Below are 15,437 nucleotides of genomic sequence, written 5' to 3'. Positions count from 1 at the left end.
TCTCAGGACCAACACCTATACCGGCCAAACCACTGTCGCTCTAAATGCTACCCTCAATCTGCCAGGTGCTGTCGCTGGGGATCTCGTCAATGCAGGAACAACCAATGTTAATGGCGGAACCGTTGGAGGGATAACTTCTAATACCGGAACTCTTAACGCTCTAAATGCTAGCCCTGCATGATATCAACAATACGGCAGGAACAACCTCTCTCAACAATTCGACAGCCGGTACTGTTACCAATGCATCTAACGCCACATTCTCTGCTGTCGGAGGCAGTCTTGCTTCTGCGACCAATAGTGGCACGATGACCCTTGGTAACGGTAATAATGTCGCGGGCGATGTCACCAACAATGATGGTAGCTTGACCCTTGATGGCAATGCAGTCGCCGGCACCCTTGCTGCCAATGGCGGAAGCTTTGAAGTTACATCCGCTGCCTCTGACCTTGGTTCACTCGCAGGAAGTGCCAATGGTAATCTTGACGGTGCCCTCAATCTTCATAACGCTAAAGATACCTATAGCGGTGCTATGTCGGGACAAGGCAGTCTCAATATTCTGGGCGGAACAGAAACCCTCTCAGGAACCAACACCTATACCGGCCAAACCACTGTCGCTCTAAATGCTACCCTCAATCTGCCAGGTGCTGTCGCTGGGGATCTCGTCAATGCAGGAACAACCAATGTTAATGGCGGAACCGTTGGAGGGATAACTTCTAATACCGGAACTCTTAACGCTCAAAATGCAGCCCTGCATGATATCAACAATACGGCAGGAACAACCTCTCTCAACAATTCGACAGCCGGTACTGTTACCAATGCATCTAACGCCACATTCTCTGCTGTCGGAGGCAGTCTTGCTTCTGCGACCAATAGTGGCACGATGACCCTTGGTAACGGTAATAATGTCGCGGGCGATGTCACCAACAATGATGGTAGCTTGACCCTTGATGGCAATGCAGTTGCCGGCACCCTTGCTGCCAATGGCGGAAGCTTTGAAGTTACATCCGCTGCCTCTGACCTTGGTTCACTTGCGGGAACCGCCAATGGTAATCTTGACGGTGCCCTCAATCTTCATAATGCTAAAGATACCTATAGCGGTGCTATGTCGGGACAAGGCAGTCTCAATATTCTGGGCGGAACAGAAACCCTCTCAGGAACCAACACCTATACCGGCCAAACCACTGTCGCTCTAAATGCTACCCTCAATCTGCCAGGTGCTGTCGCTGGGGATCTCGTCAATGCAGGAACAACCAATGTTAATGGCGGAACTGTTGGAGGGATAACTTCTAATACCGGAACTCTTAACGCTCTAAATGCTACCCTGCATGACATCAACAATACGGCAGGAACAACCTCTCTCAACAATTCGACAGCCGGTACTGTTACCAATGCATCTAACGCCACATTCTCTGCTGTCGGAGGCAGTCTTGCTTCTGCGACCAATAGTGGCACGATGACCCTTGGTAACGGTAATAATGTCGCGGGCGATGTCACCAACAATGATGGTAGCTTGACCCTTGATGGCAATGCAGTCGCCGGCACCCTTGCTGCCAATGGCGGAAGCTTTGAAGTTACATCCGCTGCCTCTGACATCGGTTCACTCGCAGGAAGTGCCAATGGTAATCTTGACGGTGCCCTCAATCTTCATAATGCTAAAGATACCTATAGCGGTGCTATGTCGGGACAAGGCAGTCTCAATATTCTGGGCGGAACAGAAACCCTCTCAGGAACCAACACCTATACCGGCCAAACCACTGTCGCTCTAAATGCTACCCTCAATCTGCCAGGTGCTGTCGCTGGGGATCTCGTCAATGCAGGAACAACCAATGTTAATGGCGGAACCGTTGGAGGGATAACTTCTAATACCGGAACTCTTAACGCTCTAAATGCTACCCTGCATGACATCAACAATACGGCAGGAACAACCTCTCTCAACAATTCGACAGCCGGTACTGTTACCAATGCATCTAACGCCACATTCTCTGCTGTCGGAGGCAGTCTTGCTTCTGCGACCAATAGTGGCACGATGACCCTTGGTAACGGTAATAATGTCGCGGGCGATGTCACCAACAATGATGGTAGCTTGACCCTTGATGGCAATGCAGTCGCCGGCACCCTTGCTGCCAATGGCGGAAGCTTTGAAGTTACATCCGCTGCCTCTGACATCGGTTCACTCGCAGGAAGTGCCAATGGTAATCTTGACGGTGCCCTCAATCTTCATAATGCTAAAGATACCTATAGCGGTACTATATCGGGACAAGGCAGCCTCAATATTCTGGGCGGCACCGAAACCCTCTCAGGAACCAACACCTATACTGGCCAAACCACTGTCGCTCTAAATGCTACCCTCAATCTGCCAGGTGCTGTCGCTGGGGATCTCGTCAACGCAGGAACAACCAATGTTAATGGCGGAACCGTTGGAGGGATAACTTCTAATACCGGAACTCTTAACGCTCAAAATGCAGCCCTGCATGATATCAACAATACGGCAGGAACAACCTCTCTCAACAATTCGACAGCCGGTACTGTTACCAATGCATCTAACGCCACATTCTCTGCTGTCGGAGGCAGTCTTGCTTCTGCGACCAATAGTGGCACGATGACCCTTGGTAACGGTAATAATGTCGCGGGCGATGTCACCAACAATGATGGTAGCTTGACCCTTGATGGCAATGCAGTTGCCGGCACCCTTGCTGCCAATGGCGGAAGCTTTGAAGTTACATCCGCTGCCTCTGACCTTGGTTCACTTGCGGGAACCGCCAATGGTAATCTTGACGGTGCCCTCAATCTTCATAATGCTAAAGATACCTATAGCGGTGCTATGTCGGGACAAGGCAGTCTCAATATTCTGGGCGGAACAGAAACCCTCTCAGGAACCAACACCTATACCGGCCAAACCACTGTCGCTCTAAATGCTACCCTCAATCTGCCAGGTGCTGTCGCTGGGGATCTCGTCAATGCAGGAACAACCAATGTTAATGGCGGAACTGTTGGAGGGATAACTTCTAATACCGGAACTCTTAACGCTCTAAATGCTACCCTGCATGACATCAACAATACGGCAGGAACAACCTCTCTCAACAATTCGACAGCCGGTACTGTTACCAATGCATCTAACGCCACATTCTCTGCTGTCGGAGGCAGTCTTGCTTCTGCGACCAATAGTGGCACGATGACCCTTGGTAACGGTAATAATGTCGCGGGCGATGTCACCAACAATGATGGTAGCTTGACCCTTGATGGCAATGCAGTTGCCGGCACCCTTGCTGCCAATGGCGGAAGCTTTGAGGTTACATCCGCTGCCTCTGACCTTGGCTCACTTGCGGGAACCGCCAATGGTAATCTTGACGGTGCCCTCAATCTTCATAATGCTAAAGATACCTATAGCGGTACTATATCGGGACAAGGCAGCCTCAATATTCTGGGCGGCACCGAAACCCTCTCAGGAACCAACACCTATACTGGCCAAACCACTGTCGCTCAAAATGCTACCCTCAATCTGCCAGGTGCTGTCGCTGGGGATCTCGTCAATGCAGGAACAACCAATGTTAATGGCGGAACTGTTGGAGGGATAACTTCTAATACCGGAACTCTTAACGCTCTAAATGCTACCCTGCATGACATCAACAATACGGCAGGAACAACCTCTCTCAACAATTCGACAGCCGGTACTGTTACCAATGCATCTAACGCCACATTCTCTGCTGTCGGAGGCAGTCTTGCTTCTGCGACCAATAGTGGCACGATGACCCTTGGTAACGGTAATAATGTCGCGGGCGATGTCACCAACAATGATGGTAGCTTGACCCTTGATGGCAATGCAGTCGCCGGCACCCTTGCTGCCAATGGCGGAAGCTTTGAAGTTACATCCGCTGCCTCTGACATCGGTTCACTCGCAGGAAGTGCCAATGGTAATCTTGACGGTGCCCTCAATCTTCATAATGCTAAAGATACCTATAGCGGTACTATATCGGGACAAGGCAGCCTCAATATTCTGGGCGGCACCGAAACCCTCGCCGGTGCCAACACCTATACTGGCCAAACCACTGTCGCTCTAAATGCTACCCTCAATCTGCCAGGTGCTGTCGCTGGGGATCTCGTCAACGCAGGAACAACCAATGTTAATGGCGGAACCGTTGGAGGGATAACTTCTAATACCGGAACTCTTAACGCTCAAAATGCAGCCCTGCATGATATCAACAATACGGCAGGAACAACCTCTCTCAACAATTCGACAGCCGGTACTGTTACCAATGCATCTAACGCCACATTCTCTGCTGTCGGAGGCAGTCTTGCTTCTGCGACCAATAGTGGCACGATGACCCTTGGTAACGGTAATAATGTCGCGGGCGATGTCACCAACAATGATGGTAGCTTGACCCTTGATGGCAATGCAGTTGCCGGCACCCTTGCTGCCAATGGCGGAAGCTTTGAAGTTACATCCGCTGCCTCTGACCTTGGTTCACTCGCAGGAAGTGCCAATGGTAATCTTGACGGTGCCCTCAATCTTCATAACGCTAAAGATACCTATAGCGGCAGCATGACCGGACAAGGCAGTCTCAATATTCTGGGCGGAACAGAAACCCTCGTCGGTGCCAATAGCTATACTGGACAAACAACGATCGCTGAAAATGCTACCTTACAATTAGGTAATGGTGAGACATCAGGAACGATCAATAATACTCAAGATATTATCAATCATGGCACTCTTTCTGTGAATAACAGCCATGCCGTGACAATGCCAATGCTGATTTCAAGCAGCGGTCAGTTTAAACAGATCGGTATCAGCACGACTACATTAGGCGATCATAATAGCTATAGTGGCGGCACGACCATTACATCGGGGCGGCTAGTCGGATCAGCACATAGTTTCGGAACTGGGGCTATCAATAACTATAGCGCTTTAATCATTGCTCAGCCATCCAACGCCACTTTTGACAATAGCATAAATGGGACTGGCACATTAACCAAAACAGGGGCTGGGATCCTAACCATTAACAGCAATAATAGCTTGTCTGGTTCGACATTTCTCAATCAAGGGGAACTCGCCGTCAATGGATCTTTGGCCTCATCTTCTGTTACATCCCAACCTGGAACCATCTTGTCAGGTACAGGAACTGTCGGTGGTATAACAGCAAAGGCAGGATCCATAATCAGACCCGCAGGCAACATTATCGGAACATTGAATGTTTCCGGTAATTATCAGCAAGATGCAGGAGCAACTTATGCTGTTCAGGTTCTTCCTGGCACGAATACCTCCGATGTTTTGTCTATTAACGGGAAAGCCTCCCTATCAGACGGTGCTATCTTGTCGGTTTCCAAGGCAAGTCCGGGGAATTATACGCTTGAGACGAAATATCGCGTCTTGACAACAAAAGGCGGCGTTTCTGGCAATTATACACTGACAGGTGATACGGCTCTTTCGGCATTTTATGGTTTGGGTACAACGTATGATGCCAATAATGTCTATCTTGAGGTCAAGCAGGATCACCTATTTGTTGAAGAAGGCAAAACAAGTAACCAGATAGCAGTGGCAGGCGGGCTAGATAGCTTGGCCAGTAATAGTGTTATTAAAAATGTCGTCGGGTCTTTGATGACAGGTGACCAAGCTCGTCAGGCTTTTAACACTTTATCCGGTGAAATTCATGCATCTGCTCGCACATCTTTATTTCAAGACAGCTTTTATATCAGAGACATTACAGTTGAACGATTACGTGCATCCGATTGTGGTATCGGTACCGATGCAGATACAAAAAAGACTTGCGATATAAAGAAAAAACGTGAGGCTGAAGGTGCATGCGAAGGGGCTGCTCCTGCGTTATGGATGCAGAGTTATGGTTCGTGGGGAAGAAATAGTGGAAATGATAACGTCGCCACTATGAACCACTCTACGGGCGGATTTGTTTTGGGCGCAGATACGCCCATAGGACGGAGTAAATGGCATATCGGTGGATTATTCGGTTATGGATATTCGTCCTTCAATATTCCAAACCGCAGTTCAACAGGCCATAGTAACAACCTGACAGCAGGTGCCTATGGTGGCACATCTTGGGGGAATCTTGGTTTCCGAATGGGCGCCTCTTATACATGGAATATATTATCTACCAATCGCACGGCCACGATTGGCCAGTTCAGCAATCAATTAAACGGCCATTATAACGGTGATACAGCACAGGTTTTTGGTGATCTTGGCTACCGTTTTGACGTAGGCAATGCCTCATTGGAACCTTTTGCTAATGTAGCCTATGTTAATCTTCATACCGATAGTTACCATGAACATGGTGGCGAAGCGGCGTTGCATGGTAAAGCCATAGATACAGGACTTACCTATACCACATTTGGTTTGCGGGCGGCTGCAACTCTCCAGAAAGGAGATACGGCATGGATTCCTAATATAACAGTGGCTTATCGCCATGCTTTTGGCGATGTCGATCCTACCGTTACTCAACGCTTTATAGCTGGCGGTAACGACTTCTCTGTCGCTGGCGTACCGTTGTCGGAAAATTCTGCTTTGGTTAATGCTGGCTTTAAAGTTAAAGCAGGTAAGCGAATTACGGGTGGAATATCTTATATAGGCCAATATGGTGACCACTATCTTAGTAACGGACTAAGAGGAACTTTTTCTTGGATATTTTAACTCAGAATCACAAATAATTTTCTGTTATATTCATAGCAAATCTTAGACTGACAAGAAGTTTTATCCTCAGCCTTGCGTGCGGCTTTCTAGGTTCTGTTGACAAAGGAAGGTAACCATAATTTTACAGCGGCGATATGAAGGAAGGCGAGGAAAGATTTTCTGGTTTTGTCATAGCCTGTGGCGATACGTCTGAACTGCTTCAACCTATTGAACATCCTTTCAATACGATTACGATTTTTGTAGTGCTGTACATTGTAAAAAATAGACTCTTTTCGATTGGAGCGAGGCGGGATAACAGGAAGGATGCCTCGAAAAAGCAGTTTTTCGCGTAACTTATCGCTATCATATCCTTTATCAGCGAGAAAACAGCAGGGTGTTGTGACAGGAATATCTATCAAGCTATCCGCGCCAGAATAATCAGAGACCTCACCCCCTGTCAGTTCGAAAGCTAGAGGGCGGCCTTGACCATCAGAACGGGCGTGGATCTTGCTCGTAAAGCCTCCGCGGCTTCGACCAAAACCTTCCTTATACGTCCCCCTTTTGCGCCAGCTGCTTGGCTGTGAGCGCGAATGATCGTGCTATCTATCATGTGGTGCCAGTCATCCGTCAGTCCAAGGTCAACGAGGGTTTCAAGAAGAGCGTCCCACACACCCTGTTCCGCCCACCTACGAAACCGAACATAAACCGAATTCCATTGCCTATAGCGTTCATGGATATCTTTCTATGGATAACCTGTTCAGAGGACACAAATAAAGCATACCGTCGAGAAACAACCGATTACTTTTTGCGGGACGGGCGCTGCGGCCTCGTTCGCTTGGAAGAAGACCCTCTATTATCTTCCACTCCGCGTCCGTCAGATCTCCTCGCATCCTGCCTACCCTACAAAAACTTGTCCTCAATTTATCGCTGAAAATCTTAAATTATATCCTTTGTCAACAGAACCTAGCATACACAGAACCCCGTCTTTGTCTGAAGTTTATCTGATTATATTTAACGGGATCTGGGCAGTATTAGGGCTGATATATGCAACATCGTCATTGAAATATTAAAACATTAATGTGGAATAATGAGTCTAATTAAGTTCGGCAACATTATTTCAATAATGTTTTTTCAGACCCCTTGCGTTCGATGCCATCCAAACTACGGGCTTTTTTTGCCCCTCTATTTTTGCTCACTCGTATTGGCTCAAACATATCCTGAAAGTCCTATATTTAGCCTTATAAAGCGGCATATAGCTAAAGACAAGCTGGATACCCTCATCTCATTTCATCTCAATATAGCTCATTTAAGCAAATTGGCCGTTTTTAGCAAAATTGGAGAGCAAGATTGCTTGGCTGATGACGTTATCAAAGTCGCCAAAAATCGAAGCATCGATCTTAACTTTAAAGTGAGATCACCCATTTACGGATGCACAGACAGCTTATAAATGCGCTATGAGTGGTTTTCTGAGACAAAAGATATTCGAAGCCTAAGCCCTAAAAAAATTTTGGCCAATGGATTAACATTTCAGTGAAACCAAACAGGCTCAAATGTTGAGCTTCAAAATTTTCGATGGTTTATCCGAATAGTTCTGAATGACTTCCCAATCGTATCAGTTGCACATATTCATCCCCATTTTTCATATAGATCAGTACCAAATCAGGCTTAACGTGACAGTCCCTAAAACCCAACCAGTTCCCTGAAAGCGCATGATCTTTATATTTTTCTGGTAATTTTAGATCCTGACAAAGGCAATTCAAAATCTCTGCCCATCCAGGAGTAACCAATTCTAAAAAGTTCTTTTTTGCATCTTTTTTAAACTGCCTTTCCAAAACGACCTTACGCATCAAGGTTCTCTTGTAATACCTTCAAGGTTTCGGCAGGCGAAAGGGCTTCAGAAAAATCAGTACGGCGTAACGCTTCCAGCATAGCTTTTTGCGTAATTGCGTTTGGCTCGTCTTTTGCGTAGTCGAAAGACAGCGGAATTGTCTTTGTTTCAGCTACCTGATTCAGAAATAGCTTAAATGCCTGCGCTGCGCTCAAGCCATAACGCTCAAACACTGGAAACGCTCGATCTCGCAAAGCTTTATCAAGTCTAAGATTGAAGTTTGTTGCTGCCATATTTCACCTAAAATACTTTACATATGACGTATTATTGTAAATAATATATACGCAAAATATACGCAATATACAAATGATTAACATCATTTTTCCTGCCACCTAAATGGGGTTAAGACTTTTTATAAGATTGCATCCCAATGCGATATTGGTGGCCTGATACGGGCAAGCTTAAAATGTCGTAACGTTATGTGGCTGGACGAATTGAAATTATTAAGCCCGACAACATTGCTGTTGAAATAGCCCCAATGAACAAACAACGCCTGCTATCGCCAGCAAAGTCAGACGGGTAGCCCGAACTGGCCAAGAGGCGGTCACACAGTACTTCCCGCAAATATTGAACGGCGCTTCGGGCGGGTATGAGCCATCTGGCTCAAGCGATACAAATAACGCATCGGTTTTTATTGCTTGATAACAGTGGCAAAAAGATTGCGACTTCTTGTTAGCTGTAAGATGGGCGCGTCAAGCATATCAGCGCCCAATCTGCCCAGATGGGTTAACCCGTAGTAGGATAGCCTAACTTTTCTAGTTTCTAATGGCGTATTTTAAGTTGTTAGAGCGGCATCTTAGAATACAAAAAAACGACGTATTTCATATTCAAATTACACTTAATGAATATTCAAATAATATTATTATGTCATTCTTTCAATATACCATACAATGCCATACTTATAAGCGCTGATCGTCCCATTCCCATAGCTTCAGCGCGTTCATCAACTTTCCGCAAAAGTTCTGGAGCAATAGTGATGCTCACCTGCCTTTTGTGACCTTTAGCAATCCCTTTTTCATAAGTCTTCGACTTATTACCCTCCAGTTTCGCATCCGGTGCAGCCGTCAAAAAAGCGGCTGTGGCATCCTCTTGAGATTGATCAAATTTTATTTTTTTATGAATAGCCATTTGACATTATTCCAATATTATTTGAATATTCATTCACCATTAAAAATACTATTAACCAATATACTCAGTTCAGCGATAGCTTTTTGATCTCGCGGTAAACTTTCAACAACAGATAAGCCTGCGCCTCCAGCATTGCTAAAAGCTTTCCGACGACGAATAGGTGTTGGCAGATAGGTAAATTGTGGAAGATCAGCCAAAGCGGCTTCAGCGTCAGCATTATCACTTGAGTTAGCGCCAGGGTCAGCTTGGTTCATGACAGCTAATGAACGCAACCCATCACGGATGCTGCGTGCTTCATCAACCAAGCCTGCCATATCATCTAGAGCCCAGACATCATAAGAACGAGGAGCAAAGGGAACAAGAAGCGTATCTGCCAAGATTAGCGAAGCTCTCAAGGCTGTTGAATCCCTGCCTCCGACATCGATAATAATGTCTTCCCATTTGTGCGCCTGTTGCTGAACCTGTGCCCTAAGTTGTGCTCCATCAGCATATTGCGCACAGGCGATACCCGGAAGCTTTTGCGCTTCTGCACGAGCCGCTATGGCAGCCGCAGCCGTACCTTGACGATCGCCATCGATAAGCCAGACATCTCGACCAGCTAATGCTCTAGCTATAGCTATCTGCACGGCAAGTGTTGTCTTACCAACACCGCCTTTCGTATTTGCAATAGAAATAATCACAAAACAACCTATAATGAATATTCAAAACACATATTTTATATGTTCAAAATATCATTCAATCAAGGCTATTTTATAGCATTTTGAATATTCAAAATACATTAAAAGAATATTATATAAGGTTCGTAAAAATACCAAAAAGTGTAATAACATTGGCATTATAAAAAACTATATTTAAGCAACATCAAATTGTATCCAAAAGCGTATACAGATTTCTTAACACATCTTGATATACAACCACAGCCTAATAACCGACTGTAAAAAACCATGCAAACGATAGCACCATGGGATAAGCTGCAACGATAAAAGCTCCAGAATTATTATCCCTAGGTTCTGTTGACAGAGGGTATAATTTAACATTTTCAGAGATAAATTGAGATCAAATTTTCGTAGGATATCCTAGATGCGAGGAGATCTGACGGACGCGGAGTGGAAGATAATAGAGGGCCTTCTTCCAAGCGAACGAGGCCGCTGCGCGCGTCCCGCAAAAAGTAATCGGTTGTTTCTCAATGGTATGCTTTATGTAATTCGAACAGGCTGCCCGTGGCGAAACGAATTCTGTCTATGTTCGGTTTCGTAGGTGGGCGGAACAGGGGATCTAGGATGCTTTTCTTGAAACCCTCGTTGACCTTGGCCTGACGGATGACTGGCAACATATGATAGATAGCATGATTATTCGAACACACAGTCAAGCAGCTGGCGCAAGAAGGAGACGACTTGTAACCCCGTAAACTTTCTAAACGGTGTGCAGGTTTCAATCCACGCCTCCGCAAAGGAGGCGACATTATATGGCTTTGTATCAGATGATCTTTTTGCCGGTTTCAATCCACGCCTCCGCGAAGGAGGCGACTAATCCTCAAATCCAAAAGGGCGGCTCTTTAGATGTTTCAATCCACGCCTCCGCGAAGGAGGCGACTCAGCACGCCGACGGTCATGCCGACCTTGACCTGTTTCAATCCACGCCTCCGCGAAGGAGGCGACAATCCTTCCGTGCGATTATTCCAGCCAGCAAGGTTTCAATCCACGCCTCCGCGAAGGAGGCGACCCAAGGTCAGGCCGCGCCTCATCAGCCTTACTTTGTTTCAATCCACGCCTCCGCGAAGGAGGCGACTTAGGGCTTCCGGATATGTTTTGTTGATGGGCAAGTTTCAATCCACGCCTCCGCGAAGGAGGCGACGACTGGCCGACAAGATCAGCACAATCAGAGCGCGGTTTCAATCCACGCCTCCGCGAAGGAGGCGACCTCGCCCCAAGGCGGCGGCGTTAGATATTTTAGCAGTTTCAATCCACGCCTCCGCGAAGGAGGCGACAAGATGACATGGATGAGGTTTGCTTTAACGGACAGTTTCAATCCACGCCTCCGCGAAGGAGGCGACGGGAATTTATTTCTGGTTTTATTGATAACATTCCGTTTCAATCCACGCCTCCGCGAAGGAGGCGACAAAGTTTGGTTAGGTAACGATGATGAATAAAGCAGTTTCAATCCACGCCTCCGCGAAGGAGGCGACATTACACCTTTTCGTTACAGCATCCACAAGATTGTTTCAATCCACGCCTCCGCGAAGGAGGCGACCCAATTGGCGGATGTAATAAGTTCATATCATTAGTTTCAATCCACGCCTCCGCGAAGGAGGCGACCGCCCCTATTGTAAAGCACAGAAAAGATTAAAATTAAAAGGGTAAATATGCGAAGAGGGAGATAATAAAATCCTTTAAGGTAACAGTATTCTTTTGGGTACAAAATTGTTGCGTAATTTCAATAACAAAGCTGGATGCGAACCTCCGCGAGTCGTGCAGCACGCTTGTGGTTCGCACCAAAGAAAAATTGTATCAGGAATAGAAGATAGACTAGATGATGAGCGGGGCATTTAAATCCGTCGCAGACTTTGCCCCAACATGTTCTATCCGTTTTTGCCAGTGAGCCCCTAAATAATAGTAGCGGAGACTATCCACTGTTGGTAAGATAATATCTTCTAGTCGCGCCTTAAGTTTTACCCATTGAGCAGGGTCTACCTCAATTTCAAATACAGAAAACTGTACACGCTGTCCGAAATCACGACAAGCTTTTGCGACTGCACGAAGACGTTTTGCCCCGTTCCCTTCCGTCGTGCTGACATCGTAAGTTACCAGAACCAACACAATAATTTCCTATTTCCAGAACCAAGGCGGATAGGCATCAATATCACCACGAATATGCCGTGCCAGCATTTGTGCTTGTATATAAGGAACCAATCCAAAAGGAACCTTTTCATCCAAGAAAACGTGTTGTTTTTCCGCCCGTTTTCGCTCTTGCCAAGCTATTAAAACTGTACGGCGACAATCATCCGTCATTAGCACAGCTCCGCCGTCTTGCAATATAAAGTCTTTAGAGCGTAATTGCCGTCTATTAATTAAAGATAAAGCTAAACGATCTGCTAAAACCGGTCGTAATTCCTCCATGAGATCAAGCGCAAGACTGGGACGACCGGGACGATCCCGATGCAAGAATCCGACCGCTGGATCAAGACCTATACTTTCAAGAGCTGAACGGCAATCATGTGTCAAGAGAGTATAAAGAAAAGATAAAATTGCATTGACTCGATCCCGAGGTGGTCGACGCGACCGCCCTGTCCACCGCATGGTCGTGTCTGGAGATCGGATAAGATAATCGAAAACAGAGAAGTAAAGCGCAGCAGCTTCACCTTCCGAACCTCTTAATAAGTCGATTGTGCTATCAGAATACTCAACTCGACGTATTATATAGCCAAGGCGATCAGTAACAGTTTCTAACCTGTCACGCTCTTGAGGGCTGTAATCAGATCCATAATCTCTCAATGCGCGTCGTAATACAGCGCGTTGGTTAAATATTTTACCGATAAGAAAAGATCTCACGATCTCTTTAGACTGATCAGATACACGGTATTGTGCGCGTCGAAGAAGGACATTTCCGGAAATAGGCCCTTCCAATCGCGCTTGAAACCGACCATTTCGATCTAGAAAAGTCAGTGTAATACCAGCAGAAGCCAGCGCAGCCATTAAAGGCGGAGTCACGAAAATAGCACCAAATACGACAACAGAAGAAACCATGTGCAACGGAACGCGACTACGTTCTGTTCCATCTATTTCTGCTACAATATTTTCACCATCTTTCCGAAGATTTGCGCCTTCGGTCGTTACATACATGGTATTAAGCAGTTTTTTCATATGTCATCACCAGAGGATGTCATGCAGTCAACCATATGAGCACGCCAGATGCGTACTGGCCGTGCCACAATCTTCGGATGACATATTTCAACAAGAGAGCACGCTTTACATCGTTCTTGTCGAATTGTGGGTGGAGGCGTTTTTCCAGATAACAAAATGTTACGCAACGCAATAATGGTTGCTTCTGTTAGATTACGCAGATCATCATCAAAAGGCACAATGACACGGCGTTTTGTCTGTGCGTAAAATAACGCACCTTCTGGCACAAGACGACCTGTCATCTCCTCAAGACAAAGGGCCTGAGCACAAAGCTGAACCTCATCGGCCCTATGTAGCTTAGGTTTACCGCGTTTGTATTCAAGAGGAAAAGCTGTCTCTCCGGTAGTGTCCGGCAAAAACTCTACTATATCGGCCACACCCAAAATATTCAGCTTTTTTGATATAATTGGCAACGCCATAACCCGACGGATACCACGAACCTTCCTGTGCCCTATTTTGTCGGCGACAGCATGAAGAACATGACCTTCTGCAGTAAAGCGGTTGTCTGCCCAGACACGCTCAAGATGAATTAAAGCGGCCTGACGGAGACAATACACAGCGTGCTGCAAGGCGGAGAGCGGAATAGGCTCTCCGTCAGTTTCAGATATTTTGGAAGTATCATTAACCATTGATCAAATAAGTTCGAGGATTTCGACCCCTGCAGGAAAATTCTCGCGATCGATATCCACAATATAGTCGGAAAAGGCGCGCGCAGGTAGCAAATTATCCAAACGGCTGTCAATTGGATGGATTTGATTATCTATATTGCGCCCAATTTTTATTCGATCGAATAAAATATGAGCTGGGGCATTACCAAGCGCGTTTTCATGTTTAAAAACAATTAGCTTTCGCGTCGCCATTTCACCCCGGGCGGCTGAGCGATCATGTTCAAACATATTTTTGAGTGCGTCAAATAAAAGCTGGAGGTCTTGTTCTGAAAAGCCAGTGCGTTCAGCAAATTTAGCAGAAATAAAACCATGCGCAACATACAGACCATAAGGCACTATATACTTCCGTCCCATAGTCCGATTATCAGACCGACTATTTGAATCGTCGCCTTCGGCTCCCTTTTTCTTCTCAGCTTCATTTGTTGCAGCCATACGGGTAATTGTGATTTCCAGAGGCAAAATGGGTTCCACTGAACGTGCAAAACTCATTTGCACTGGTCCCTTCACCTGACCGCAATTTACACCCGTAGCCATAACGGCACCGAAACACCGCACATCAAAAAAATTGCGGCACATGAAGTCGGTTAATTTTTTTGCTTCACCATCATTTTCAGGATTTAACTTTCCACCTTTACCACTTTTCAGATCATCGCCCCGAATGGCTGTATAGGCTTCCCTATTTTTATTATTGAGGATGGCGCCTTCCTCAACGTAAATATGAAAGCCTTCCTCTGCATGACGAGCAAGATCGACATAGTTTCGTATTTTGCGTTTCAAGCTTACATCAGTAACCAGCCCGCGGTTAGTTTCAGGATCAACGCGCGGCAAATTACCCGCATCAGGGTCACCATTCGGATTGCCGTTCACTACATCAAAAACAAGGGCAAAATCATAACGATTAGTTATTACAGTCATATTTCTTACTCTTCTGAGATGGCGGTATTGTTCGCCTTTTTGAAAAATTCACTACGCTGGTGGTAGTAACCAAGACCAAAAAGCGCTTGATCTTGAGCTGCTAATGATGTCGGGAATGGATCCGCATCTGGCCGCATTTTCTCCATGATAGAGGCAACTGTCTTTTCTAGTACAATGCGGAATCCAGGTTTCTCTTTACCAATTTTAGAAAGATGATTTGCAGAACCCTTGTCTAAAACGGGAAACACCTTTCGGGGCTGGGCTGAGGCAGATCCGTAGAATTTATCCTTAATCGTTGCATTCACCTTGCTGCCTAGCGCGGCTG

The 15,437-nt window shown here is 46.2% G+C and carries 14 protein-coding genes and 1 CRISPR repeat array; of the genes, 3 read left to right on the top strand and 11 right to left on the bottom strand.

Features of this window, described 5'->3' with window-relative positions:
• Together FBY58_RS09355 and FBY58_RS08895 are read left to right on the top strand one after the other, a co-directional pair.
• Positions 1 to 181: hypothetical protein (locus FBY58_RS09355; protein WP_185738206.1), on the top strand; the 181-nt coding region annotated here is incomplete at its 5' end.
• On the top strand, positions 165 to 6,635 hold the full coding sequence (locus tag FBY58_RS08895) for an autotransporter domain-containing protein (protein ID WP_141920696.1): 6,471 nt from the start codon (positions 165 to 167) through the stop codon (positions 6,633 to 6,635). The genes FBY58_RS09355 and FBY58_RS08895, both read left to right, overlap by 17 nt.
• Positions 6,636 to 6,721: 86 nt before the next feature.
• On the opposite strand, the gene FBY58_RS09590 is transcribed toward FBY58_RS08895, so the two are convergent.
• From FBY58_RS09590 to FBY58_RS08870, 6 genes are all read right to left on the bottom strand, one after another.
• Positions 6,722 to 7,120, bottom strand: a complete 399-nt coding sequence (locus tag FBY58_RS09590; protein WP_260432189.1) for an IS5 family transposase — start codon at positions 7,118 to 7,120, stop codon at positions 6,722 to 6,724.
• Complete coding sequence (locus FBY58_RS09585) at positions 7,084 to 7,284, bottom strand: hypothetical protein (RefSeq protein ID WP_260432188.1); 201 nt, start codon at positions 7,282 to 7,284, stop codon at positions 7,084 to 7,086. Before FBY58_RS09585 ends, FBY58_RS09590 begins: the two co-directional genes overlap by 37 nt.
• Before the next feature lie 907 nt (positions 7,285 to 8,191).
• The gene (locus tag FBY58_RS08885) at positions 8,192 to 8,461 is read right to left on the bottom strand and encodes a type II toxin-antitoxin system YafQ family toxin (RefSeq protein WP_141920695.1); all 270 of its coding nucleotides are present in this window, start codon (positions 8,459 to 8,461) and stop codon (positions 8,192 to 8,194) included.
• Positions 8,454 to 8,735, bottom strand: a complete 282-nt coding sequence (locus FBY58_RS08880; RefSeq protein WP_141920694.1) for a type II toxin-antitoxin system RelB/DinJ family antitoxin — start codon at positions 8,733 to 8,735, stop codon at positions 8,454 to 8,456. The genes FBY58_RS08885 and FBY58_RS08880 overlap by 8 nt, the downstream gene beginning before the upstream one ends.
• A 634-nt stretch (positions 8,736 to 9,369) precedes the next feature.
• Positions 9,370 to 9,630 carry a ribbon-helix-helix protein, CopG family gene (locus tag FBY58_RS08875; protein ID WP_141920693.1) on the bottom strand — a complete coding sequence of 87 codons (261 nt, stop codon included), beginning with the start codon at positions 9,628 to 9,630 and terminating at the stop codon, positions 9,370 to 9,372.
• 29 nt (positions 9,631 to 9,659) lie between these two features.
• A complete protein-coding gene (locus tag FBY58_RS08870) occupies positions 9,660 to 10,310 on the bottom strand; it encodes an AAA family ATPase (protein WP_141920692.1) in 651 nt (216 codons plus the stop codon).
• Positions 10,311 to 10,710: 400 nt separating this feature from the next.
• Between FBY58_RS08870 and FBY58_RS09580 the strand changes: the two genes are divergently transcribed.
• Positions 10,711 to 10,887: a transposase gene (locus FBY58_RS09580; RefSeq protein ID WP_260432187.1), complete on the top strand. Its 177-nt coding sequence runs from the start codon at positions 10,711 to 10,713 to the stop codon at positions 10,885 to 10,887.
• 171 nt (positions 10,888 to 11,058) lie between these two features.
• Positions 11,059 to 11,945: direct repeats of the CRISPR family, unit length 32 nt; unit sequence GTTTCAATCCACGCCTCCGCGAAGGAGGCGAC.
• A 210-nt stretch (positions 11,946 to 12,155) separates the two neighbouring features.
• Here the strand turns inward: FBY58_RS09580 and cas2 are convergent.
• From cas2 to FBY58_RS08840, 5 genes are all read right to left on the bottom strand, one after another.
• Complete coding sequence (gene cas2, locus FBY58_RS08860; protein ID WP_013945605.1) at positions 12,156 to 12,446, bottom strand: CRISPR-associated endonuclease Cas2; 291 nt, start codon at positions 12,444 to 12,446, stop codon at positions 12,156 to 12,158.
• A gap of 9 nt (positions 12,447 to 12,455) precedes the next feature.
• Entirely contained in the window at positions 12,456 to 13,490 is a 1,035-nt protein-coding gene (gene cas1c / locus FBY58_RS08855; protein WP_141920691.1) for a type I-C CRISPR-associated endonuclease Cas1c, read from the bottom strand.
• Entirely contained in the window at positions 13,487 to 14,158 is a 672-nt protein-coding gene (cas4, locus tag FBY58_RS08850; RefSeq protein WP_141920690.1) for a CRISPR-associated protein Cas4, read from the bottom strand. The genes cas1c and cas4 overlap by 4 nt, the downstream gene beginning before the upstream one ends.
• Before the next feature lie 3 nt (positions 14,159 to 14,161).
• The gene (gene cas7c, locus FBY58_RS08845; RefSeq protein ID WP_141920689.1) at positions 14,162 to 15,112 is read right to left on the bottom strand and encodes a type I-C CRISPR-associated protein Cas7/Csd2; all 951 of its coding nucleotides are present in this window, start codon (positions 15,110 to 15,112) and stop codon (positions 14,162 to 14,164) included.
• 5 nt (positions 15,113 to 15,117) lie between these two features.
• Positions 15,118 to 15,437: type I-C CRISPR-associated protein Cas8c/Csd1 (locus FBY58_RS08840; protein WP_185738205.1), on the bottom strand; the 320-nt coding region annotated here is incomplete at its 5' end.

Source organism: Zymomonas mobilis (assembly GCF_006715975.1).
GTDB lineage: Bacteria > Pseudomonadota > Alphaproteobacteria > Sphingomonadales > Sphingomonadaceae > Zymomonas > Zymomonas mobilis_B.
The sequence above is the reverse complement of the archived record's forward strand: the minus strand, read 5'-3'. Positions and strand labels throughout refer to the sequence as shown.

What these genes read in the sequence shown, in the direction of transcription:
- FBY58_RS08895 (WP_141920696.1), top strand. Translation starts at nt 165, where the DNA reads ATGCTAGCCCTGCATGATATCAACAATACGGCAGGAACAACCTCTCTC.
- FBY58_RS08885 (WP_141920695.1), bottom strand. Translation starts at nt 8,461, where the DNA reads ATGCGTAAGGTCGTTTTGGAAAGGCAGTTTAAAAAAGATGCAAAAAAG.
- FBY58_RS08880 (WP_141920694.1), bottom strand. Translation starts at nt 8,735, where the DNA reads ATGGCAGCAACAAACTTCAATCTTAGACTTGATAAAGCTTTGCGAGAT.
- FBY58_RS08875 (WP_141920693.1), bottom strand. Translation starts at nt 9,630, where the DNA reads ATGGCTATTCATAAAAAAATAAAATTTGATCAATCTCAAGAGGATGCC.
- FBY58_RS09580 (WP_260432187.1), top strand. Translation starts at nt 10,711, where the DNA reads ATGCGAGGAGATCTGACGGACGCGGAGTGGAAGATAATAGAGGGCCTT.
- cas1c (WP_141920691.1), bottom strand. Translation starts at nt 13,490, where the DNA reads ATGAAAAAACTGCTTAATACCATGTATGTAACGACCGAAGGCGCAAAT.
- cas4 (WP_141920690.1), bottom strand. Translation starts at nt 14,158, where the DNA reads ATGGTTAATGATACTTCCAAAATATCTGAAACTGACGGAGAGCCTATT.
- cas7c (WP_141920689.1), bottom strand. Translation starts at nt 15,112, where the DNA reads ATGACTGTAATAACTAATCGTTATGATTTTGCCCTTGTTTTTGATGTA.